The organism is Terriglobales bacterium (assembly GCA_035573675.1).
Classification (GTDB): Bacteria; Acidobacteriota; Terriglobia; order Terriglobales; family Acidobacteriaceae; genus DATMAB01.
Genome location: DATMAB010000026.1, coordinates 185,675 through 208,978, shown reverse-complemented (window position 1 = coordinate 208,978; position 23,304 = coordinate 185,675). Strand labels below are relative to the sequence as shown.

The 23,304-nt window shown below is 65.0% G+C and carries 18 protein-coding genes and 1 tRNA gene; 7 read left to right on the top strand and 12 right to left on the bottom strand.

The window, feature by feature from the left end; genetic code table 11:
- Nucleotides 1–128: 128 nt before the first annotated feature.
- The gene (fbp, locus tag VNK82_12335) at nucleotides 129–1,244 is read left to right on the top strand and encodes a fructose-1,6-bisphosphate aldolase/phosphatase (protein HXE91737.1); all 1,116 of its coding nucleotides are present in this window, start codon (nucleotides 129–131) and stop codon (nucleotides 1,242–1,244) included.
- A gap of 122 nt (nucleotides 1,245–1,366) precedes the next feature.
- Nucleotides 1,367–2,734, top strand: coding sequence for an aminotransferase class III-fold pyridoxal phosphate-dependent enzyme (locus VNK82_12330; protein ID HXE91736.1), 1,368 nt, complete (start codon nucleotides 1,367–1,369; stop codon nucleotides 2,732–2,734).
- Between the two features lie 115 nt (nucleotides 2,735–2,849).
- Here the strand turns inward: VNK82_12330 and VNK82_12325 are convergent, their stop codons facing one another.
- The 5 genes from VNK82_12325 to VNK82_12305 all read right to left on the bottom strand — a co-directional run bounded on the left by VNK82_12325 (nucleotide 2,850) and on the right by VNK82_12305 (nucleotide 7,500).
- Complete coding sequence (locus tag VNK82_12325) at nucleotides 2,850–3,599, bottom strand: hypothetical protein (protein HXE91735.1); 750 nt, start codon at nucleotides 3,597–3,599, stop codon at nucleotides 2,850–2,852.
- An 89-nt stretch (nucleotides 3,600–3,688) separates the two neighbouring features.
- Nucleotides 3,689–5,095, bottom strand: coding sequence for a protoporphyrinogen oxidase (hemG, locus tag VNK82_12320; protein HXE91734.1), 1,407 nt, complete (start codon nucleotides 5,093–5,095; stop codon nucleotides 3,689–3,691).
- Nucleotides 5,092–6,057, bottom strand: a complete 966-nt coding sequence (hemH, locus tag VNK82_12315) for a ferrochelatase (GenBank protein ID HXE91733.1) — start codon at nucleotides 6,055–6,057, stop codon at nucleotides 5,092–5,094. The genes hemG and hemH overlap by 4 nt, the downstream gene beginning before the upstream one ends.
- Nucleotides 6,054–7,115, bottom strand: coding sequence for a uroporphyrinogen decarboxylase (gene hemE, locus VNK82_12310; GenBank protein ID HXE91732.1), 1,062 nt, complete (start codon nucleotides 7,113–7,115; stop codon nucleotides 6,054–6,056). The genes hemH and hemE overlap by 4 nt, the downstream gene beginning before the upstream one ends.
- A 61-nt stretch (nucleotides 7,116–7,176) precedes the next feature.
- On the bottom strand, nucleotides 7,177–7,500 hold the full coding sequence (locus VNK82_12305) for a VOC family protein (GenBank protein ID HXE91731.1): 324 nt from the start codon (nucleotides 7,498–7,500) through the stop codon (nucleotides 7,177–7,179).
- Between the two features lie 118 nt (nucleotides 7,501–7,618).
- Here VNK82_12305 and VNK82_12300 point away from each other — a divergent pair, with 118 nt between their 5' ends.
- Entirely contained in the window at nucleotides 7,619–8,953 is a 1,335-nt protein-coding gene (locus VNK82_12300) for an MFS transporter (protein ID HXE91730.1), read from the top strand.
- 43 nt (nucleotides 8,954–8,996) lie between these two features.
- Here VNK82_12300 and VNK82_12295 read toward each other — a convergent pair whose 3' ends face one another.
- Complete coding sequence (locus tag VNK82_12295) at nucleotides 8,997–9,608, bottom strand: NAD(P)H-dependent oxidoreductase (protein HXE91729.1); 612 nt, start codon at nucleotides 9,606–9,608, stop codon at nucleotides 8,997–8,999.
- Between the two features lie 118 nt (nucleotides 9,609–9,726).
- Nucleotides 9,727–9,820 (bottom strand) — tRNA-Ser (locus VNK82_12290).
- Nucleotides 9,821–10,051: 231 nt separating this feature from the next.
- Here VNK82_12290 and VNK82_12285 point away from each other — a divergent pair.
- Nucleotides 10,052–10,588 (top strand): DUF1697 domain-containing protein, encoded by a 537-nt coding sequence (locus VNK82_12285; GenBank protein HXE91728.1) that lies wholly within the window; start codon nucleotides 10,052–10,054, stop codon nucleotides 10,586–10,588.
- 220 nt (nucleotides 10,589–10,808) lie between these two features.
- On the opposite strand, the gene VNK82_12280 is transcribed toward VNK82_12285, so the two are convergent.
- Together VNK82_12280 and VNK82_12275 are read right to left on the bottom strand one after the other, a co-directional pair.
- Nucleotides 10,809–13,223 (bottom strand): M1 family aminopeptidase, encoded by a 2,415-nt coding sequence (locus tag VNK82_12280; GenBank protein ID HXE91727.1) that lies wholly within the window; start codon nucleotides 13,221–13,223, stop codon nucleotides 10,809–10,811.
- Nucleotides 13,224–13,460: 237 nt separating this feature from the next.
- Complete coding sequence (locus VNK82_12275) at nucleotides 13,461–14,120, bottom strand: class I SAM-dependent methyltransferase (GenBank protein HXE91726.1); 660 nt, start codon at nucleotides 14,118–14,120, stop codon at nucleotides 13,461–13,463.
- Between the two features lie 201 nt (nucleotides 14,121–14,321).
- Here VNK82_12275 and VNK82_12270 point away from each other — a divergent pair, with 201 nt between their 5' ends.
- The 3 genes from VNK82_12270 to VNK82_12260 all read left to right on the top strand — a co-directional run bounded on the left by VNK82_12270 (nucleotide 14,322) and on the right by VNK82_12260 (nucleotide 18,291).
- Complete coding sequence (locus tag VNK82_12270) at nucleotides 14,322–15,683, top strand: peptidase MA family metallohydrolase (protein ID HXE91725.1); 1,362 nt, start codon at nucleotides 14,322–14,324, stop codon at nucleotides 15,681–15,683.
- A 134-nt stretch (nucleotides 15,684–15,817) separates the two neighbouring features.
- On the top strand, nucleotides 15,818–16,603 hold the full coding sequence (locus VNK82_12265) for a PP2C family protein-serine/threonine phosphatase (GenBank protein ID HXE91724.1): 786 nt from the start codon (nucleotides 15,818–15,820) through the stop codon (nucleotides 16,601–16,603).
- Between the two features lie 89 nt (nucleotides 16,604–16,692).
- Nucleotides 16,693–18,291: an AsmA family protein gene (locus VNK82_12260; protein ID HXE91723.1), complete on the top strand. Its 1,599-nt coding sequence runs from the start codon at nucleotides 16,693–16,695 to the stop codon at nucleotides 18,289–18,291.
- 674 nt (nucleotides 18,292–18,965) lie between these two features.
- Here the strand turns inward: VNK82_12260 and VNK82_12255 are convergent.
- The 3 genes from VNK82_12255 to VNK82_12245 all read right to left on the bottom strand — a co-directional run bounded on the left by VNK82_12255 (nucleotide 18,966) and on the right by VNK82_12245 (nucleotide 22,631).
- On the bottom strand, nucleotides 18,966–19,529 hold the full coding sequence (locus VNK82_12255) for a hypothetical protein (GenBank protein HXE91722.1): 564 nt from the start codon (nucleotides 19,527–19,529) through the stop codon (nucleotides 18,966–18,968).
- 161 nt (nucleotides 19,530–19,690) lie between these two features.
- Nucleotides 19,691–20,710 (bottom strand): HEAT repeat domain-containing protein, encoded by a 1,020-nt coding sequence (locus VNK82_12250; GenBank protein ID HXE91721.1) that lies wholly within the window; start codon nucleotides 20,708–20,710, stop codon nucleotides 19,691–19,693.
- 7 nt (nucleotides 20,711–20,717) lie between these two features.
- Complete coding sequence (locus VNK82_12245; protein HXE91720.1) at nucleotides 20,718–22,631, bottom strand: hypothetical protein; 1,914 nt, start codon at nucleotides 22,629–22,631, stop codon at nucleotides 20,718–20,720.
- Nucleotides 22,632–23,304: the final 673 nt, after the last annotated feature.

Sequence of the window (23,304 nt, the reverse complement as noted above, 5' to 3'; positions counted from 1 at the left end):
CCTTCCTCGAGCGGCGCAACTGGGTGTGAGCGCCGCGGTCTGCACATCCGCCTGTGACCCCGCTCACAGACCCGCGTATCGCTCCGACCTAAGCTGAAATCCCGAGATTCGCTCAGGAGGAGTTGCGCATGAAAACTACGCTCACTGTCATCAAGGCTGATGTCGGCTCGATCGGCGGCCACATTGCGCCCTCCAAGCACCTGCTGGAGCGCGTCGCGCAGGTGGTCGAGTCCGCCGGCCGGGCGCTCATCCAGGACCATTACATCGGCTTCACCGGCGACGACATTGCCATCCTCATGACTCACGACCACGGCGTCGGCGACTCACGCGTCCACAAGCTGGCCTGGGACGCCTTCGTCGAAGGCACCGAGATCGCCAAGGAAGAAGGGCTCTATGGCGCCGGACAGGATCTGCTCAAGGATTCCTTTTCCGGCAACGTGAAAGGACTCGGCCCGGCCTGCGCCGAGATGGAGATCGACGAGCGTCCCAACGAGCCCTTCCTGTTCTTCGCCGCCGACAAGACCGATCCCGGCGCGTTCAACCTGCCGCTCTTCCTGACTTTCGCCGACGTGATGACCACGCCCGGCCTCATCCTTTCTCCCAAGCTCAGCCAGGGCTTCCGCTGGGTGGTGATGGACGTCGGCTACACCGAAGGCGACCGCATCATCGAGCTGGTGACGCCGGAGGAGATCTACGACCTGGCCGCGCTGCTGCGGGACAACGAGCGCTTCGTGGTGGAATCGGTGTGGTCGCGGGCCACTGGCGAGCAGGCGGCCGTGGTCGCCACCTCGCGCCTGCACAACATCGCCGGACGCTACACCGGCAAGGACGACCCCGTCATGCTGGTGCGCAGCCAGATGAACTTCCCCGCCACCGGTGAGATCCTGGCGCCGTTCTCCATCGGGCACTATGTCGCCGGCGGCATGCGCGGTTCGCACAACATGCCGCTGATGCCGGTCCCGCTGCGCACGCCGACCTCCTATTTTGACGGGCCGCCGCTGGTCTCCTGTGCTGCGTTCTGCGTGCACAACACGCGGCTCACGGAACCGGCCGATTGCTTCGCGCATCCGTTCTGGGACGAGGTGCGCAACCAGGTGAGCCGCAAGGCCATCGACATGCGCCGCCAGGGCTTCAGCGGCGCCGCCATGCTGCCCATGGCGGAGCTGGAGTATACCGGCGTGATGGACAAGCTCGCCCGGCTGGAGAAGCGCTTCACGGTGCGCGAGGAAAAAGCCGCAGCCTGAACGACCTCCAGACTGCGACCGGAGTGCTTTGCCGGGCATAGGGAGGCGCGCCTTCCCTCTGGCGATGCGCGCCTCCGGGGTTTTTGACACTCGCGAAGCGCGCCGCCGATAATCGCAAGTCAATGTCGCGCGTCCATCCTTCCGCCCGCCGCTCCGCGCTGCTGCGCCGCTCATTCCTGCGTCCTTACCCGGAAGCGGTGCGCGGCCGCGGCGCCTGGCTGTGGGACGCGGACGGCCGCCGCTATCTCGACCTGGCAGGCAGCGCCGCCGTCAACTTCATCGGCCACGGCGTAGGCGAGGTGGCGGAAGCCATGGCCCGCCAGGCACGCGCGCTCGAGTTCGTCCACTCCAGCCAGTTTGTCACCCGCGTGGCGGAAGACTTCGCCGCGGAAGTCCTTGCCTTCGCCGGCGAGCACTTCCGCGGCGGCAAGGTCTACTTCACCGGCGGCGGCTCCGAGGCGGTCGAAACGGCACTGAAGCTGGCCCGGCAATACCAGGTTGAAACCGGGCACGCAAGGCGCTTTCGCATCTTGAGCCGATGGCAGAGCTACCACGGAGCGACGCTCGGCGCGCTGGCTGTTTCCGGCAACCGGCGCCGCCGTGACATCTACGTGCCCATGGTGCGCCGCCCGCGACAGTTCGAACACGTCGGACTTCCCTATTGTTATCGCTGCGCGTACGAGTGCGGCCGGTGCGCACGCTCTTACGCCGACGAGGTCGAACAGGCGCTCGAAGACTCTCGCAGCACAACCGCGGCGTTCATCTTCGAGCCCGTGAGCGGGGCCACGCTGGGCGCAGCCGTTCCGCCGCGGGGATACCTGGAGCGCGTGGCGCGGATGTGCCGCAGGCGCGGCGTCCTGCTCATCGCCGACGAGGTGATGACGGGCTTTGGCCGCACGGGGCGCAACTTCGCGGTCGAGCACTTCGGCGTCGAGCCGGACATCCTCGTGGCCGGCAAGGGCATCGCCAGCGGCTACGCGCCGCTGGGCGCGGTGATTGCCAGCCGCGATGTGGCAGACGCCATCGCGCGCGGTTCCGGCGCGTTCGTCCACGGGTTCACGTACAACGCTCACCCGGTGGCCATGGCCGCCGGACGTGCCGTGCTGAGCTACATGCGGCGCAAGCGGCTGGTCCCGGCGGCGGATTCCGCCCGCGGAGGCTCAGCCGCCGCCGCGTTTGCGCGCGCACTCGACTTGCTGCGCCAATGCCGCTCGGTCGGCGACGTGCGTGGCATCGGACTTTTGCGCGGCGTCGAGTTCGTGGCCGAGAAGGAGAGCAAGCGGCCTTTTCCTCCGAAACTCGATTTCGCCGGACGTGTGGCCCAGGCGGCGGCGCGGCGCGGAGTGTTGGTTTATCCCATGCAGGGCTGCGTAGACGGCCTGCGCGGCGACCACTTGCTGCTGGCGCCGCCCGCCGTGATCACGCCCCAGGAGATCGCCTGGGCGGTGGAGCGCCTGCACGCCGCCATCGAAGAGGCGGAGGGGAACTAAGGGGCTGCAAGCCTATCGCCGTCGCACTTGTCGAAGCCAGACGTAGCTTCGAGACAGACCGTGCGAACCCAGGATTGGCTGACGCCTGAGAACTGATGGCTGATGGCTGACTTCTTCAGTGGTGATGCCCGGGGGCCTGCGGTTCCAGCGACCAGATTTTGGCTTCCGTTTCTTCGAAGGGATACATGTGCACCATCCAGCCGAAGATCTGGGGCATGAAGTGGCCGCCCTCCTGTTCGCATTCCTCGCGCGTGGTGATGGAACCTTGCAGGCCGAAGCGGGCGTTCTTGCCCAGGGCCTCCCGGCGGCGTTCGCGCGGGGGCAGGCACAGGTTCACGTGCGCGTGCCAGCGCGCCACACTGAGCGGGATGCGCGCGTGCAGTTCGTCCTCCGGCATGTTGGCGGGCGCGGTATACATCACTCCGATCAGCTTGTAGCCATTGCCCTGCTTCTCATAAAGCAGGGAGGTCGGCCGCTCCGGATCGAAGCGCAAGGCGGACTCCATGGCGTAGCGCCAGTTGGTGAAGTGATACATCTTCTGCGGCACGCGGCGGAAGAAGACCCGGTAACCGTCGGCCTCGGCATGGCGATAGTCCTTGTAGCGCTCGAGCGCGCGGCGCGCGGAGTCGACCACGTTCTGTGCGCGCTCGCTGTCGCCGGGCATGGGCTTCCACAGGCGGGTCATTTTCATGTGCGGGCCCATGTCCAGGGTGCGCGTGGACATGGCCTGGGTGGCCGCGTCCTCCCCCGGCTGCGGGGCGCGCTGGTCGTGCTGGTGTTGGTGATCCTGAGCCAGGAGGAAGCCCGCAGCGGTGAGGGCGCCAGCAAAGAGGGTGACGCGGAAGTGGCCGGCGAAGAACGTCATCGTGCCGAGCATAAACCCGGCGCGGGGAAAAAGTCGCGCCAACCGATGAGGGGAATCAATGGACCGCGGGATTCCCCGACTCGGCTCGATCACTGCGTTCCATCGCGCTCGCTGGGAATAACAAGAGCATCCCTGGCAGCCTGCCGGCCCTCTCGGACGCAGTCGGGTACGCCGATGCCGCCGTAGGCATTTCCCGCGAGGAACAGTCCGGGAAGTCCCTTCCGCAAACGGGTAATCTCAGCCAGGCGTTCCAGGTGACCGACTTCGTATTGCGCCATGGCGCGCGGCCAGCGGTAGATTCGGACGAAGCGCGGCTCGGTTTCCAGGCAGAGGAGCTGCCGCAGCTCGTCGCGGACGATGGCGGCGATCTCGGCGTCCGTCAGCTCGCCCGCACGTTCGTCGCTGCGGCCGCCGAGAAACACCCGCAGCAGTCGCCAGCCCTCCGGCGCACGGTGGGGAAATTTGTTGTGAACGAACGTGCAGGCCAGCAGGCGGAGGCCTTCCGTGCGTGGCACCAGGAAGCCGAAGCCTGCGGGCAGAGGAACAGCAGAGTCGTAGCCCAGGGCAACGGTCACCGAGGAGCTGTAGGGAATCTGCTCCAGCAGCCCGGGCAACCGCGTGTGGCTGTCTCGAAGAAGGGCAGCCGCGACATACGCAGGCACGGCCAGGATGACGGCGTCGAAGTCTTCCCCGCTGCTGTCTCCAGCGACGCGCCACCTGCCCGCCTGATGCACGACGCGGCGGACTTCGACGCCCAGCCGCAAAGCAGCCGGATCCAGCCGCACAGCAAGGGCCTCGACCATCTGTTGCATGCCGTTTCGCAGCGTAGTGAAGAGCGGCGGCGCAGGATTCGGCGGAGCGGTTCTCGTGCGCCGCACGCTCATGGCGCGTGCCAGGCTGCCGTGTTTCTCCTCCATGGCAACAAAGCGCGGCAGGACGGCGCGGGCGCTGAGGCTCTCCGCCGTGCCGCCGTAGACGCCGGCCAGCAGCGGGTCGGCGAGACGCTCCACCACCTCGCGGCCGAAGTGCCGCGCGACGAAGTCGGCCGCGGATTCGTCGCCCGCTGGGCCACGCGGCGACAGGAACCACTCCCGCGCCATGCGCAACTTCGTGCGGAACGAAAACAGCGGCGTCGAGAGCACGGGCGCAATCCGCGTCGGCACCATGAACTGCAGACCCTCGGGAATCGGTACCAGGCGGCCACGCACTACGATGCAGGTACGCCGCTGGGCATCGTTCGAGCCCAAAAGCTGGTCGCTGAGGCCGAGTTCGCAGCAGAGCTCGGCGGCCCAGGGTTTCTCGGTGAGGAAGGCGTCAGGGCCGGCTTCGATCAGGCATCCGTTATCGGTACGTTCCGTGCGAATGACGCCGCCCAGGCGCGGCGCACGCTCGTAGAGGGCGTACTCGAGCGCATCACCCTGCCTTCGCCGCTGTTCCAGCTCGAAGGCGGCGCTCAGACCCGCGATGCCGCCGCCGACGATGGCGATGCGCTTCATTGCCCGGTCGGCGCAATCCTGACCAGCGAAGGACGCGGCTCGCCGCTGGCGGGCGGTGCCAGGCGCGAGCGGGCCACATCGGCCAGCGCGGCCATGAACGTCGGCGAGTCATTCAGCGACCCGGCGCGCCATAGCCGCATGCCCTGCGCTTCGGCGAACGCGCGGAACGCGATATCGATGTCGTAGAGCACTTCGACGTGGTCGCAGACAAATCCAATGGGCTGCATGAAGACGCCGCGGTGCCCTTTCTCCTTGAGGGCGCGAATGATCTCCTCTACGGTCGGCCCCAGCCAGGGCCCGCCGGACATTCCCTGGCTCTGGAAGGCGAACGTCCAGTCGTCGACGGCGAGCGACGGTACCTGCATGGCGACCATCGCGGCGGTCTCGCGCGCCTGCTGGGCATAGGGATCGCCTTCCGCAATCGTGCGCTCGGGGACGCTGTGTGCCGTGAAGATGACCGGCAGCTTGGCGCCGGCTTCGGCGCAGGCGCCCTTCCATCCGGTTTCGAGCTTTTCCGCGAAAGCACGGATGAGCAACGGATGGTCGTGCCAGCTCTCGACGAAATCGAGCTCGACGCGACCGGCAGCGGCCTGTTCGGCGGCACGGCGGTAGAGTCCCACGCTGGTGCGTGAGTTCTGGGGCGCAAGACAGATAGCGACCGCACGCGTGACGCCGGCCTCTGCCATTTGCGGCACCACGTCGGCGATGAACGGCCTCCAGTTGCGCATGCCGACGTACACCGGCGTCTTCAGCAATTCCTCCAGGGCTCTGCCCTGGCGAAGCGTGATGTCGGTGAGCGGCGAGCGGCCGATGGCGGCGTAACGGCGCTGAATCTCTTCGACCGCGGCCGGCGGCAGCGCACGTCCGCCGGTTACGGAGAGCACAAACTCGGGAACATCGGCGGGAGAATCCGGGCTGCCATGCGCCAACAGCAGGACGGCGGTCGAAGAAGTTGCGTTCATTCCATTCTCGTTTGGGTGGCAGTCTCGCGGGCGGCGTACTCGTGGACGCACTCCACCAGCGCCCGCACGTTCTCCACCGGCGTGCCCGGCAGGATGCCGTGGCCAAGGTTGAAGATATGCCCTGCGCGTCCGCCGGCGCGGCGCAGCACGTCGTGGGCCCGCTCGCGGACTTCTCCCCATTCGGCGAACAGGGCCGCCGGATCCAGATTGCCCTGAATGGCGCCCCGGAAGCCCAGCATGCGCCAGGCATCGTCGAGCGGGATGCGCCAGTCGACGCCGACGACATCGGCGCCGGTCTCCTGCATGGCAGCGAGCAGCGTCGAGGTCTCCGTGCCGAACAGGATCACCGGCACGCCGGAGGACTGAGCTCGCTGCACCAGCTCGGTGGTATACGGCAGGACGTAGAGGCGATAGTCTTCCGGCGCGAGACATCCGACCCAACTGTCGAAGATCTGCAGAGCGTCAGCGCCGGCGCGCGCCTGCGCCACCAGATATTCGCCCAGTACCGCCACCAGCTTGCGCATCAAATCGTCCCAGACGGCAGGCTGGCGGTACATGAGCTTCTTGGTCTCGAGGTAGTTGCGCGAGCCGCCGCCTTCGATCATGTAGCTGGCCAGGGTGAAGGGCGCGCCGGCAAAACCGATCACCGGCAGACGCGCTCCGAAATGCGAGACCACGCGACGGATGGACTCCGCCACGTAGCCCAGGTCGGCGGTGCGGTCGGTGCGCAGCGCAGCGACGTCGGCCGCCTCGCGGATGGGCCGTTCCACTACCGGGCCTTCGCCGGCCTCGAAGTGGAACGGCATCCCCATGGGCTCAAGCGGCAGGAGCAGGTCGGCGAAAATGATGGCCGCATCCACATTCAGTTTCTCCGCCGCGGTGATGGTGACCTCGGCGGCCAGCGCGGGCGTCTTGCAGATCTCCACCAGCGAGTGCCGCTTGCGCACCGCGCGGTATTCGGCCATGTAGCGTCCCGCCTGGCGCATGAACCAGACGGGCGTAGCGTCCACGGGCAGCCCTTTACAGGCGCGGACGAAGCGGGAGTCGGGCGCGGACATGATGGTATGAATGTAACACCCAAGGCGAGGTGCCAGGCAGCCGGCGCGTGCGGGCAACCGGCTACTCTGCAATCAGTTCGATGCGGTTCCCGAATGGATCGGAGATGTGGCAACGACGCACGCCGGGAATCCTTCCGTCGGTTTTCACCTCCACCTCAGCCTTGCGCAGCCGGTCAATCAGGGTGTCGTAGTCACGGCAGCGGAAAGCGGGGTGAGCCTTGGTCGCGGGCTTGAAGTTCGGATCGATTCCCAGGTGCAGCTCAACCCCACCACTCGCGAACCAGATGCTGCCGGTTGCTTCCAGCCCGTGTGGCTTCGCGATCTCGGCCATTCCCAGGACATGGACGTAGAAACGGCGGGCTTCGCCTGCTCCATCCGCAGGCATGGCGAGCTGAACATGAGCGACTGCGCTAAACGGCATTCCCATCACGACGTCCTCCTAACGCGACCGGGACGATTCCTCCGGCATTTACAATCGATGCGGCAGTGCCTGGTTTTGCTCCATGTCGCATGAACGCATTTCCGTTGCCACCTACTGGCGCCTGGCGCGCCACAACGCCAACTTCCGCCGCCTGTGGCTGGCGCAGATCGTCAGCGAGATGGGCGACTGGTTCTACGCCCTGGCGGTGTACAGCTTGCTGCTCGAATTCACCGGGCGCGCCGAGTCGGTGGCGCTGGCGCTGGTCCTGCAGGTATTTCCGCAGACGCTGTTCGGCCCGACCTCGGGAGTGGTGAACGACCGCTTGCCGCGGCGGCAGGTGATGATCGCCTCCGACCTGGTGCGCGCCGCCGTGGTGCTGGTGATGCTGCTGGTGCGCAGTCGCGAGATGGTGACGCTGGTGTATCCGCTGCTGGCGCTGGAGAGCATGATGGCGGCCATGTTCGAGCCGGCACGAACGTCGGTGATTCCCAACCTCGTGCGGCGGCCGGAGATCATCGTGGCCAACACGCTTTCCGCCACCACCTGGTCCTTCAATCTGGCCATGGGCTCGACCTTGGGCGGACTGGTGGCCGCCGCCCTGGGACGCGATGCCGTCTTCATCCTGAACGGCGCTTCGTTCCTGGTTTCGGCGTGGCTGATTGCGCGCATGCGCTTCGCGGAGCCGCACACGGAGGGCCATCCGCCCTTCCGCTTGCGCGACCTGGTGGACTTCACGCCCATCGCCGAGGGCATCCGTTACGTGCGCGGCGACGCACGTCTGGCGACGACCTTGTTTGTCAAGTCCGGGCTGGGCATCGTGGGCGCAAGCTGGGTGCTCTTCCCGGTGATGGGACGCCGCATGTTCCCACTGCACGGATACGGGCTCGATGTGGAACGCGGCGCAATGCTGTCCATGAGCCTGCTGCTGGGGGCGCGCGGCGTGGGAGCGCTGATCGGACCGTTGGCGGTGGCCCCCTGGGCGCAACAGAAGCAACCGCGCCTGCGGTTGGGGATCGTCGCCGGGCTGGCGCTGGCGGGCTTGGGCTACGCGCTGCTCAGCCGCGCTCCGAACCTGCCCCTGGCCTGCGCCGCGGTCGCCCTGGGACACGTGGGCGCGAGCGTGGTGTGGGTGTTCTCGACCACGCTGCTGCAATTGAACGTCGAGGACCGCTTTCGCGGACGGGTTTTCGCCGCCGAGCTGGGCTTTGCCTTTTTCGCCATCGGCACGGGCGCATGGCTGGCCGGCCGGTTCATCGATCGCGGCGTCGCCCTGCCGCACGTGGCCCTGGCGATCGGCGTGGTTGCGTGGATGGCCGCGGCGCTGTGGGCCCTGGCACAGCGGGCATGGAAGCGTCCAACAATGGCGATCGCCGGCGAAGCCGCCGTGGTCCCGCCCGAGGGACCGCCGCTGGCGTGAGCGGCTGGTGCTTCGTGCAACGCGTTGCCCACGTACTTGTCCTTCAGCCGGCAGCCGCCAGCGCGGAAGGCCCTTCCCGCAGGATGCGCTCCAGCGTGATCCTCGGACAGAGGTTCTGCCGGATGTAATCGAGAAGATTGAGGCCCACGCTTCGCACCAGCTTCTCCATCGCAGGATCGAGACAGCGGCCGTCGGCGGCAAACACTTTCTGCACGTTCGCTACCGAGACGGCAAGCGGCAACGGGAGAGCGCCGATGTGCGACACCACGCCGCGCAGTTGCTCCAGCGACTTGATGGCGCCGATCGCCCCCGCCGCCACGCCTAGCAGCGCCACCGGCTTGCCGGCCAGCACCGAGGGAAAACCCAGGTTCTCGATCACCAGCTTCATCACGCTGCTGAAGCTGCCGTGGTATTCCGGCGTAGCCAGAACCACACCCGTTGCCGCTGCGACCTTTTGTTGCAGGACCTTTGTTCCGCTCGCGTCTGGATTCGTCCCCGGCAGCGGAAGCGAAAGCGCGGCCGGGTCGATCACTTCCACTCTGACTCGCGGCTCCCTCTGCAGTTCGTCCACCACCAGCGCCGCCGCCATCGTGGTGTAGTTGTTCGGCCGAACGCTGCCGCGAATGACGACAATGCCGATTCCATCGTGTTCCATGGGTCCTCCCCTCACCGCCTTCAGCGCAAACGCGCCCGGCTTTGCAGACACGATATCGATGCAGCGATTCGCCGCTCGGTCGCGGCCCTGCTGGGGAGACAGAACGCTGCAGACTCGCTGGCGGAGAGGAAGGGATTCGAACCCTTGATAGAGGTTTTGGCCCCTATAACGGTTTAGCAAACCGCCGCCTTCAGCCACTCGGCCACCTCTCCGGAGAGATACGAATCACAGGCGGGCGATTCGACCTGCAACGATTATAGCGGAAGCGGCGCGGCGGCAGGCGGCGAGGTACGGCGGAGCCGCCGCGGGAACAAATTCCAAGGCCGGCGCAGGTGCACGCTGAACTCCAACCGCAATCGATTCCAGCGCCGAAGGGCGCGAGCACCGCAGCTTGACGCTCTCGAATGGCGCGCCCTCGCGCCCCTTTCCCTATAATCCCGCCCATGGCTCTCGTGGTCTTCTTTCGGGGCGTCAATGTGGGCGGGCACAGGAGGTTTCGCCCCAGCCTCCTGGCCCGAGAACTGAGCCGCTATGGGGTGGTGAATGTGGGTGCGGCCGGCACGTTTGTCGTTCGGAGACCAGGGTCGCAGGCAAAGTTCCGTGCCGAGCTGCTCCGGAAGCTGCCGTTCGAAACAGAGGTGATGCTCTGCAGCGGTCGCGATCTTCTCCGGCTGGAGAGGGAGAATCCCTTTGGAACCGAGGCCACACGTCCCGATGTGGTTCGGTTCGTGAGCGTCCTGTCGAAAGCAGGCCGCGGCCCGGCCTCCATTCCATTCACGCTTCCGCCCCGCGGGAAGTGGCTGGTGCGATTGATCGCGTCGAACAACCGATTCGTTTTCGGCGTGTACCGCCGCCACATGAAAACGATCGGTTATCTGGGCCAGATCGACAAACTGTTCGGGGTGCCCGCGACCACACGGAACTGGAACACCATCATCGCCGTCGTGCGCATTCTGAAGAGTGAGGACAAGGAGGGCTAGGCCGGCTCATGAAAAAGTGCTTCCGCGTTCTTCGCGGGCTGAAGCCCGCGAAGGTCAAAGAGAGGCCGCCTGTCGGCGCGGCGGAAGCCACGCCGTCTCCAATCGCGGCCAAGACCATTAACTAACCCGCTAAGCGCGACTCTTGATATTCGGCATTCGCCGTCCTCACCCATTCGACCACCTCGGCGGAGAGGAATGAATCCGGGTTCGACGCGGATTTCTACGGCCGGCGCAGAAGAGTGAAGTGCGGGTCGAGCAGCAAGCGAGTGACGCCGGCGGAGACGGGAAGGCGAAACTCGGTCTCGGGGCCATCGGCGAAGACGCGGCCCAGGAACACCGGTGCGCCGCGGACGGGTTGCGCATAGACGGGCACGGACGTGATGAGCTGGTCGGGCGCGTCCTTCTGGATGAGCCGGCCGACGGCAACGCTCTTCGCACCGCGGCGCTCGAACCGGACATCGGCCAGCTCGATTCGCGGGACGGCCGTGCCGCGCACCCAACCCTCGAAGAACCAGTCGAGCGACGCCTGGCCCTCGATGCGCAGTGAGGGCGGCACGACTTCCTCGAAGGCCTGCTGCAGGTCGGCGGTGGAGAGGTCACGGCCCTGGTGGCGTTCGCGCAGCCGGCGCAGCACCTGGAAAAAGACGGCGTCGGCATCGCGGCCGCCGGCGGGGTCGCGCAACAGGTGACGCAGCATGTGGAAGAGCCAGGTGCCGCGGCCATAGGCCACCACGTCGTACCCGTCGGGAAACCTGGAGGAAGAGAGCCGCAGGCCCAGGGTGACGGGTCCGGCTTCGATGTAAGGCGCACCGCTGGCCGACTTGCGCAACAGCTCGTCGCGGTAGGAATCCATCAGCTTGCGGAACTCATCGGGCTTCTGTTCTTCCAGCTCGAGTAGCGCGAGGTAGTTGGAGAGCGACTCCACGACCCACTGGTCGCGGTACGTGCGCCACAGGATGAGGTCGCCCCACCACTGGTGAGCCGTTTCGTGGGCCGGAGTGACGTGTCCGAAGCGGATGTTGTCCACGGCGCCGAGCCCGGCCCGCGTGCGTTCTTCCGGGGTGAGAAAGGCGTAACTGGAGAGGAAGATGAGGCCGGGCCAGCCCTGGCTGTCGCGTCCCGGCATCTGGGTGATGGAAAGCTGCCGGTAGGGGAACGGCCCCAGGCGCTGCGAAAGGAAGTCGAGGGAGCGGGCGGTGCGGTCGGCGAGTTCCTGCGCGTAGCGCGCCGGCTGCGGGCGGGCCGCGGGTACCGCCATCGGCGTGCGCGGCAGGTTGATGAGCCGGGGGTCGCCGCCCGGCGGCTGGATCAACATGCTCGAGTGTGGAAAGGCATCTTCCACGCTGCGCGCAGCGTAGGTTTCGATGACCGCGCCCGAGGCCTCAGCGCGCGCGCTCTCGTAGCGGCCGAGATTGAACCCGGCCAACGGAATGGGCCGGTCGGATACCCAGCGCGAAACTGTGAAGCCGTCCTTGGTTTCGAGCGAGACGCGACGGCCCGTGGCCACCAGCGTCCAGTCTTCCGGGTAGCGGAATTGCAGGTCGTAGTCGGCCATGGCCAAGCCGCGGTTGGGAAACCAGGTGCCGCGAGCGCCGACGTAGAGCAATCCGCCGCCGGCATCCAGGAGCACGTCGCCTCCGTAGCGAAAACGCAGGGTGAGCTTGCGTCCGACCGGAATCGCTTGCGGGAAGATGACGGCCACCAGGTCGTTGCCGCGGCGCGCCAGCTCGCTGCCGCGCAGGGCTTCGTTCTGGATGACTTCGAGCGGCCGGCCGTCGGCGGTGACTGACTCGACTCTCAGGTTTCGGGAAAGCTCGAAGCCGAGCAAACGGCGGCCGGCGCCACGGACTTCCAGATCGAGTTCGGCTTCGGCTTCCAGGCGCGTGGGCGGCTTCACTTCGGCGCGAATGCGATAGGCCGAAACCCACACTTCCACTTCGGGAGCGAAGCTGGAATCCACCTCGCGGCCGGTGGCCGAGGTGCGGCGGCTGCGGCCGGGGAACGATGTCCAGAGGTCGTAGTAGGCAACACCTTCGCGCCAGGCGATCTGGCCGGCGGCGACGCTCTCGCCCAGCAGCGCGTCGATGCGCACCTCGAAGGTGCCCAGCGCCTCGCCGGTGATGCGGGCGTGGAGCATGCGGGAAGCGGCCTCCGGACTCTCATCGGAAGCGCCGTCGAGCGGGCGTGGCGGCTGGTTGGCGTAGCTGAGAAGCACCCGCAGCGCGTCGGGCTCGGCAAGCGTGCGGGCCACCGGATCCCAGCGGCGGACGAAGTCCTCGCTCTCGGCGCCCTCGGCCTGCCACAGATAGGGCTGGAGTTCGCGGAAGACATCGTCGGTGAAGCGCAGATAGGCGCTGGAGAATTTTTCAGTGAGAATCGGAGAACCAGTGAAGCGGGCCAGCGAAGCGCGCTCCACCTGGTCGGGCGGCGAGAGCAGCATTTCCCCATCGCCCTCGAAGAACGCCCCGGTGATGCGGCCGTCCACGGCTTCGGTGAAGGCGATGGTGCCGTCGTCGAAGATGAACTGCACGCCGTCGCGGTCGAGCACGGCGTCGCGCACGGTGTAGACGCGGGCGGCATCCAGGCCGACCGAGCGCAGGCGGAGGTAGAGCGCCGTCAGGGGTCCGGGCGGCAAGGCGGGCGCGGGTGGCAGACCAGGCTGATCCTGGGCAGCGGCAGAAGTAAGGATAAAGATAAGGATGGAGACCCATCGGACGAATCGGGAGGTCCCGGACACGGTCAAGGCCGCCTCTGCCTACCAGTAGGATGCCCGGTCGGACGGGTGGTTGTCACCTTCAACCACATACGTGCCTGCAGCCGGGGTGCAATTCGGCGGAGCCGTACAAGGCCCTGCAGTGGCGGTCTTATTGGCTCACCGACGTGCCTCGATAACGTAGTTCGCGCGGTTCAACCAGGCAAAACGCCAGGGAAACCGCCGGAAGGTGAGATTCTGGAACCCAGCCTGCTCGAAGGCATGGTGCAGTTCTTGTTTGCCATAGCGTTCAGCGCCCCACAACCACTCGATGAAAACTTTCGTTTCCGGGGTCTTGCAGGTGATTACAACCAGCAGGTGGCCGTCTGGGGCCAGCCGCGCCCGCAATGCCTCCAGCGCGCGCGGGAGCTCGAGCCTCGGCAAGTATTCGAGCATGGAAGCGGACAGGATCAGATCGTAGTCTGTCCAGGTGGCTGGCAGCGTGTCGAGGGCGAGGACATCGGCTTGACGAAGCTGTACTCCGGCGATGTCCCGGGCTTCCAGTTCTCTGCGAAAGCGCAGCAGCATCGCCGGCGTCAGGTCGAATGCATCGATACGCTGATAATCGAGGCTCTTCGCCCGAAGCGCTTCAATCAAAGCGAACGTAGCCATGCCGAAACCGCAGCCGGCGTCAAGCACACGTAGCCCAGGCCGCATCAGCGTTGAGGACTGCAGTAACGCTTTCATGCCCTCGGGCGACTGGAACGCCGAGATGAACGAGTGATAGCGGTCGATCCCCTGGGTATAGAGTTCCTGTACCGCCTGACGACTCAACGACATAGATTCTCATCCCGCGTGACGTGGACGCTCTCTGCCTAGATGCTGGCCTGCACCACCTCGATTCCTGAAATCGGAGGCGCACCCGCAGCTTCCGAGTCACTGCCCACGGGGCGGGCACGCGCCAGCTTGCTGCTAGAATCTCGGGTTGTGCGGGCCGTCGTCATCCTTCTTTCTGCGTGTTTCTTTAGCGCCCATGTGGCCATGCCGGCCGCGGCCGAGACCATCCGGCTAAAGAACGGACGCTCGATCGTGGCCGACCGGGTGCGCGAAAAAGGCAACCGCATCGAGTACGAGATCGGCGACAACACCTACGCTATCGCCAAGTCGCTGGTGGAGCGGATCGATGCCGGCGGTGTGCCGCCGCCGGCGGCATCCCCGCGGGCGGAGCTGCCGGTGCTTGCGCCCAGCCAGCCGGTGGAGCGCGCCGATGAACTGCTGGCGCGCGTGGTCCGCGAAGGACGCGTAGACACGGAAGCGCTCGCGGCGCTCGACGATCCTGCGAAACCCGACCAGGCCGCCGCGGCCTACTTCGTCGCCGCACAGCATGAGCTGAACTTCGGCAGCCCGGAGACGGCGCGGCGGTATCTCGAGCGCGCGGTCACGCATCTGCCCGAACATGCGGTGCTGCTCGAGCACTACGTGGCGGTGCTGATCCAACTGAAGCGCTATCAGGAAGCCATCGGACGCGCCGAGCAGGCCACCCGCCTGGCGCCGAATTCGGCGGATGCCTTCGGCTTGCTGGGTCTGGCGCTGTTCTACTCCGGAAAAACGGAAGAAGCGGTGAAGGCGTGGCGGAAGTCGCTGGCGCTGCGTCCCAGCGCCACGGTCGAGCAGTATCTGGCGCAGGCGGAGCGCGACCTGGCCGCCGAGTCCACCTACGGCCAGCAGGAGAGCGGCCACTTCTTCATGCGCTACGAAGGACGCCAGGTTTCGGAGACGTTGCGGCGCGACATCCTGGCCACGCTCGAGGCACATTACAGCGCATTGGTGAACGAGCTGGGCGTGGCCCCGCGCGAAACCATCCCCGTGATCCTCTATACCGAGCAGGCGTTCAGCGACGTGACCCAGGCGCCGGCGTGGATGGGGGCGCTGAACGACGGCAAGCTGCGCATCCCGGTGGAAGGGCTGGAGCGCATGACGGGCGAACTCTCCCGCGTGCTCAAGCACGAGCTGGCGCACTCCTTCATCAACCAGATCACGCGCAACCGCTGCCCGGTGTGGCTGAACGAAGGCGTGGCCATGGCGCTGGAGCCGCGCAGCGCCGCGCCCTACGGACGCATGCTGGCACAGCTCTTTCTCTCGCAGCGCCACATCCCGCTGAACGCGCTGGAAGGATCGTTCGCGCGCTTCTCCCCGACCCAGGCCACGGTGGCGTATTTGCAATCGTTGGCGGCCGTGGACTACATCCGCGACACCTACGGCATGAGCGACGTGGTGCGCGTGCTGGAACGGATCGGCGAAGGCTCCAGCACGGAAACTGCGCTGCGCAATACCGTGCGCGCCGGCTACGGAAGGCTGGAAGAGGACATCGGGCAGTACCTCAAGAAGACCTACGGGGAGTAGGAAGCCGTTTCGCGTTTCTCGTTTCTCGTCTCTCGACCGCTGGCTCCCGCGCGGGCAAGTCCCCTTCCCCTCGTTGGCCCTCACTTCGCTCGCGAGAGCGGTTGTGATAACGTAACTGGCTCCCCGCGCAAGCGATGCGTTTTCCTTTCCAGACCACGACCGAGGAAAAGGCGGTCCGGGTGCCGCTGCCCAGTCCGCGGCCGGTGTTGAAGGCGGGCAGCGTGGCGGTCTCCTACGCGGTGACGCGCATGGCGGGCGACTTCTGCGATCTGCAGGAAACCAGCGAGCCACGGCTGCTGATAATCCTGCTGCTGGACATCGCAGGACGACGCAACGACGCGCTGGGCGTGGCGGCGGCCGTGCAGGAGCGCTATCGTGCGCGCATCCCGGAACTTTTCAACCGGCTGGACGTGAACCAGTCCGACGCCCTGACCGAGCTGCTGATGGGGATCAATCGCAGCCTGATCGAGTCGTCGAACGGCGTTCGCTGCACACCCGCGTTTCTCGCCTGCTATGAAGAAGGCCTGGGCACCTTGACTTACATCAACGCGGGGCATGAACCGGGGCTGCTGCGCGACGGCGGAGGCGTGGTGCTGCTGGAGTCGCACGGGCCGCCGCTGGGCCTGTTTTCGCACGCCACCTACGACGCGCAGCACTCGGTACTGGAGCCGGGCGCGGCGCTGCTGGTAGCTTCGCGCGGGCTGATCGACGCGCGCAACGGGCGCAAAGAGTTCGGCGTCGAGCGCCTGAAGGAAACGCTCCAGGCGCGTCCCTTCTCCGACGCCTCCGAACTGTGCGGTGTGGCGCTGGAGGCGGTGCGCGTCTACGTGCGCGGCAATCCGCCGCAGGATGACATGACCGCCGTCGCCCTGGTGCGCGCGCCGCTGGCCTACTTCGCCGCCGCCCATCCTTTGCTCTGAGTTCCGGGGCGGTGCTAGCATGAAGCCCTCCCGGCTCCTGTGTGCGGCCATAACCTGCATCGTTCCTCGCTGACGCCGGAGGTTCAGCCATGAAACGCAAGGGGCTCCTCATCGCGGGCGCCATCCTCGCCCTGGTGGTCATCGCGGCCGTGGCCATACCGCTGCTGGTGGACGTGGAACGCTACCGGCCCATGATCCAGTCGGAAGCCGGCGCCGCGCTCGGGCGCGACGTGCGCATCGGGAAGCTGGAACTTTCGCTGCTGGCCGGCGGCGTCACGGCGCACGATCTCTCCATTGCCGACGATCCCGCCTTCAGCAAGGAGCCCTTCCTCCAGGCCAAGACCATGGAGGTGGGGGTGGAGATGATGCCGCTCATCTTCTCGCGCTCGCTCCAGGTGCGCTCGCTCACGCTGGTGGAGCCGCAGATCGCGCTGCTGAGCACGCCCGGCGGCAAGTGGAACTTCTCCAGCCTCGGCGCCGCCAAGGAAGCCAAGAAGCAGCCGGCTGCCAAACCGCCCTCGTTTTCCATTGGCGTGCTGAAGATTGTGGACGGCAAACTGGCCGTCGGACGCGTGGGGCGCGGCAAGACTCGCGTGTATGAGGACGTCCAGCTCACGGCGAAGAACGTTTCCATGACTTCGCCGGTCTCTTTTGAGCTGGAAGCCAAGACGCCCAGCGGCGGCAAGCTGCATGTCGAGGGCGAAGCCGGGCCGATGGATGCCACGGACGCCGCGCGCAGTCCCATCGAGGCCGAAGTGCACGCCGAGGGCGTGGACCTGGGGGCCACGGGGTTTCTCGATCCGGCGAGCGGCATCGGCGGGAAGCTCGACCTGACGGCCAGCCTGAAATCCGACGGCAAGGAGGCGCACGCCGAGGGCACGGCCAAGACCGCGGGACTCAAGCTGGCGCGCGGCGGGCAGCCGGCGCGCCAGCCGGTGAGCTTCGACTTCGCCACCAACTACGAGCCGCAACGCAACGCCGGGACGCTGACCAAGGGCGAGATCAAAGTCGGCTCGAGCGCGGCCAAGCTCTCAGGCAACTATGACACGCGCGGGGAATCCACGGTGGTGCACCTGAAGCTGCGCGGCGACCAGATGAAGGTGGACGACGTCAACGGCCTGCTGCCGGCGTTCGGCGTGATTCTGCCGCCGGGCTCGTCGCTGCAGGGCGGCGTGGCCACGGCGAATTTTTCCATCGACGGGCCGCTCGACCGGCTGGTGATCAGCGGGCCGCTCAACGTCTCCGCGACCCGCCTGGCGGGCTTTGACCTGGGTTCGAAGATGGGAGCGCTGGCCGCTTTCAGCGGCATGCGTACCGGTTCCACGACCGAGATCCAGACGCTGAGCTCCGGCCTGCGGGTTGCGCCCGACGGCATCCGCGCCGACAACATCAATCTTGTGGCGCCGGCGCTGGGTACGGTGACCGGCGCGGGGACGATCGGCGCCAACAACTCGCTGAACTTCCGCATGGTGGCCAAGCTGGCGCAGGGAGGCGGACTGGCCGGCGGACTCTCCACGCTTTCCACCTTCGGGCAGTCGAAGGGCACGATTCCCTTCATGATCCAGGGCACCACGTCCAATCCCATCTTCGTGCCGGATGTGGCCGGGGCGATGGGCCAGACCGTGGGCGCGCCCGTGACCGGCGCAGAAGGCATCCTGGGCCTTTTCGGGAAAAAGAAGAAGCAGTAGTTAGCTTCCGGCTTTGGCGGCAGCCGGGTTTCCTGGGGGATTAACGAATCCGTTAACCCAATACCTACCCCTCCCCCCTACCCCTCCAGTGGAATCATTGGGTTAGGGCGAAATTCCCGCTGAGTCCAGGGATTTAAAAGAGTTAGAGGTAAAGTCCCTTAAACAAAGGCTTTATCCCGCTGGCCTTGGCGAACGACCTAATGGAATCAACAGGTTAGAGGGCGCGTCGTGGGCAAAGTCTCGTTTTCAAAGAACTTAGCGTAAGATCGGGCCTCGATACCCCGATATTGCGGCTGGATAACCAGCAATGCTGAACAATATCAGTTAATTGCAGAATTGTCAAGGGCATTTCTTCGGTAGTATCAATCAGAAAACTCGATCAAAGCTGGTTTCAAGTACCGCCTTTCCGGGTTGGAGGGCTGCCCTCAGGGGCTAAAGCCCGCTGTTTGTGAGGCCCGGAACGGCACGCCTGAAGCCGCGCCCCTCCGAAGACCCGTTGTTTAAACCAGTGCTAGTTCCTGGTCGTGCACGCGAAGCGCGCGAGACTCGCCAGGCGAGGACAAGAAAAGAGGGACGAATCGCAGTCCCACGTCTGCGCCGAAAAGCGTGGCGCAGACATGGGGCACCGTCGGCAGACTTAAAGATATCGTCAGCAAATGAGCAACTCGCCATTGTTAGCGATCTGGCTTGCGCAAGGGTTGGACCTTTTCGTGAAAGGTAATCAACTGAAACTCTTCTGTCCCGGTGTACTGCCAGCCGTAACTTGGACCGAGTTGCTGGGCGATGCGGTTGAAAGCTTCGCGGACGGTCATCTCCTCGAATGTGGCGGTCCAGGGCGCTCCAAAAGTGGGCTTGTGGCCTAATTGTAGGACGGCAGGATTCTCCTTCTTGTCGGGAACAAGCCGCAAAACTGCAAAAACCGCTTTTTCGGCGTCTGGAACGTCCTGAAAGCTCACCAGGGCGAGCCGTCGATTTAGAAGGTAGAGCTGGTCCCCCGTCTTGGATCGAGGCAAGACGTTGACCATGACTAGGTCACGGCTCCAGGTGTAACGAGAATCCAGCGTAAACAACCAATCAAGCACCTCCCGGAGTGTCTTGTCCTCGACACGGGCTGTGAAGCGCGGCGATGGAGGCAGAGTGCGGGTAGTCGTCGATGTCAGCGGATACTCAATCGAAACCGCGAAGCGGTAAGCATGGCTGAGCTTGGCAACTGCGTCAAAGACTGTCTCATCGTCCATTTCGAAGCGGGCAACTGTCTGATTGAGAAGCTGCTGGTCGGGCTCGCGAGGGGCACCAAAACTCTTCCGGCGACGACAGGGTCGCGACAGGAAAGAAGACCAGCAACAGTCCGACTATGGCTGCTCGTAGCACCGGTTCATTTCTGACCGTTCACAGGCAATCAGCGATCGTGCTCCTCTGCCCACTGGAGCCAGTGGCTAAGATAGCGCGCCTGATCGGCGTGAAAGTCTTCCTCGAGGGGCCGCCACTCAGGCTGGCCGGTGATCTCGGCAAGACCGATGACTGCATAGTATCGAACCTCGGGGTCGCCGTCGCGAAGGGCGCTCGCCAAAGCCTCGAGAGCCTGCCGTGACGCTGTATTCCGGAGCGCCAATGCTGCCGCGCGACGGCTAGACGCGTCGGGAGCCTTGAGCAAGGCATGAAGGCTAGGAATAGCCCGCTCGTCTTTGACATAACGGCCAATTGCTGATGACAGGTTTACGAGCAAATACCTAGGAACCGTCGCCGGCGAATTCATCAAGAGTTCCTGTGCAACCGCCAGTGCGGGCACGTAGTTGTGCTGCAACAGAGCATCAGCAACGCCCGCACGCAGTGCGGGGTTCGAGGTAGGTAGCTGCCGGACCAAAACCTCCGTTGCCGCCGCGCTTGAGGTTGATCCCAGTCGAAAGGCGACTCCCAGTTTGACGATCTCCGGAGTGTGTGGAGACTCGATGACGCTGGCCAATTCATTCACGACTGCGGTGAGGACATCACTGGAAGACGAGGCCGACGCCTGCGGCATGGCCGGCAGTGAGGGAGTGTAGGGATTCGCGAGTTCGAAGTGGTCGCCGGCTCGCTTTAGGAGGAAGATTCGATAGTCGGGATAAGCGATGCCAACATAGCCGACCGAGCCGGCTGGAGAAATCGGGAGTGCAAATCGAACCGCTGCTTGCACCGGGACATTGGCCCCCTTCAGCGTTCTATCAACCTGAACTTTGGCCTCCAGTACCTTAGCTGGAAGCGTGTGACCGGCAATTGTGACCTCAGTCGTGCCGGTTTCACGAACCGAGATCACCCCTCCGACTACAATGACCTCCGCTTCTTCGGTTTGCTCGCGAAGGTCGAAGGTCCGATGTTGCGCACCCGCCGGGATAGGTATAGCGGCTAGCAGGGCGACAAGCCAGGCGATTTGTGCTTTCATGCCTGGCTCAAGGTGCCGGCGAGACGATAGCTTGGTGCTCTGCATGGTTTGTGAACCTCACGAAGGTGTTTGTCTGCACTCGAACTCCCAGCCCAGGGGTAAGAGAGCCAACCCGAAATTCCTGGCCCCAATGCTGCTGCTTGGTGCTGTCGCCCACGCACACGGGAGTGGGATTGGGCGGTGGACTGTTGTTGATGCCCGGGCCGGTGATGTTGTCGACCAAGATTGTACCAACGTCGCCTACTTCGTCAGGAAGCCCATATGAGCACCAGTTCCCCTGGGCGTTATCCTGCACGCAAGCCGAAGTGAATTTCTCGTTCCATGGCAACGCCGAAGGGACATTGGTCGTTAGCTGATCCTGAATCACATAGCTGATGTGGTCAGCATAGCCGAAATTAGAGTCGCATTCATGCACGGTCTGCGGACTTGTCAGTCGGTACGGTTTTCGCGTGGTCATCGCAAAGGGGAGCGACGTCTGCCCATTTGCGGATGCCGTGATTATGATGTCTCCGGGAGAAGAACTGAATGCCGTACCCGAGCTGCTGACTGTAATTTGGCTTCCGGCTGTCGACGACAGCGTTACCTTGGTGGCCCCGGCTGTCACCTGCCAGGACGTTGCCGAGCCTCCTGACGAGGTAAGGGTGATGGCTGTCGCGTAGCCTGAAGGAGTTGCGCTATTGAACCACCAGACGGTGTTCGGCCCGCTGATCCTGGGCTTCGAATTGACCGTGTTGTCCACCTCCTGCACCTGCTGGGGGCAAAACGGCACACCCGGAGTGCGCAGGCTGATGAAAGCAGAGGACCACGTTTGTCCCGGCGAAATCGCGGACACTAGTCCGGATGAGCTAATGCCGGCGATGCTGGAGCTTCCGGTGAGCCAGTTGTAGCCGTAGGTTGTGCGTTCGGTAATGGCGCCAGTGCAGGCATTCTCGACGTAGATGCGATCCTGCGAGGTGAAGCCCACATCGATGCCAAGCGGATTGGGCGAGAGCCCCAGGGCGTCATACCCGCAGCAGTTTGCGCAGCCATAGGTGGCGCGCCCATAGGTGGAATCGAGGATCAGCTTGCCTTCGTAGAGAAAGCCGATCATGTCGTCGTCCACCTGGTCGAATTCATAGACGCCACTGGTCACGTTGAGAGGAATGACGTTGCCTTCCCGGTCGGGAATCTGATTCTGAATCAGTTCGCGAAGGTTGAGCCAAATGGATTCGCCCGGCTGGAGGGTCTGCTCGGGGAGCTCGTAGGAGCCGAGGGCGTGGCGGAGCGTGGCCTTGACACGGGCAGGCTTGTCACCGGCGTTGCCGGTGGTGATGAGGGAGTTGTGGGTGGAATCGACGCTCCACATGCTGCCTCTCCAGGAAAAGCTGAGGGCGTCGGTGAACGGCGACTGGAGCACATAGCGGAATGCCGGGTCGTGGGTGGCGCTGACGGCAACCAGGTCGCCCCGGGCGCCGCGGTAATTGAGCCTGACGGCTGCCCAACGCGCGCTGCGGGGGATGACGCCGTCCTGCTGATACTTACTCAAGTTGACGGACCGGGTTTCGTTCGCGCCTAGCTGGACCTGACCCAGGTCGGCGATGCCCCATTGGTCGCCGTCGCGCCAACTGGCAGTGAGAGTAATGCCCAAGGCGCTGGCGGAGGCATTGCGCAGCAAGACTTCCGGGACGAGTTCCGTCTTGTCCGGCAAGGCCAAGGCTGGATCGGGGCTGGCCAGGGCGACCATGGCGGCCACGTACTGCTGCTCCGCGATATCGGTGGGCGCGCCGCGGTCAAAGGGCTTCACGATCGCGGAGTAGCCTGTGGCCTCGTCGTAGACGATATGAGCTACCTGGATGAGGCCGCCGTCGGCATCGAGGGTGAGGCGCAGGCCTCCGAACGAACCCTCGACCTTGCTTGATCGCAGGAGTTCGCGAACGTCCAACTTGGTGGTCTGGCCGGGCCCAAACGCCAGCTTCTTCTGCGAAGCTGTACCCCCAGGACTGTAGAGCTCGATTGCTCCCTGGACAGGGCGATCTCCGGTATTTGGAAATGATCAGGACCTCGGAAGCGGTCTCTGTCGGGAGCCACCAGATGCTTTCCTGCGAGCCGGCGCTGAAGTTCGCATCCTGCATGAGGCCATCGAAGTGAAAGGCGATAGGATGGCCGGGCATGTGCACCATGGAATCGGCGTAGATGTTGCGGGTGTGGGTCCCGCTGAACCTGAACAAGACCGAGCCATAGGCCCCGACCGTCTGGGGGAGTTCCGGAGCCAGCTTGGCGACCTCCTGTCCCACGTCGATTTCGACGGCCTGATTCGGCTCGAGGGTGCGAGGGGTGAGCGGAATCTCACGCCCGGTGAACTGCCGAAGAACAGGGGTCACGGTCACACTCTTTTCCGCCAGGCTGTTGCGCACTTCCAAGTGAGTAGACCAGCCGGGCTCCAGGCTCCAGAAGGGGGCGTACACGATCTGGTCCTTCACCTTGCCGAGGTGCGGTGGGGGCTGTGGGAAGGCAAGCACGGGAGAAAGAGCCAACACGCAAAGCAGGGCCACAAGGCGAGCGAGCATCGGCGCCTCCGACGGAGTTTTCCAGCCTCGTTCGCCTGGAGCACCTTG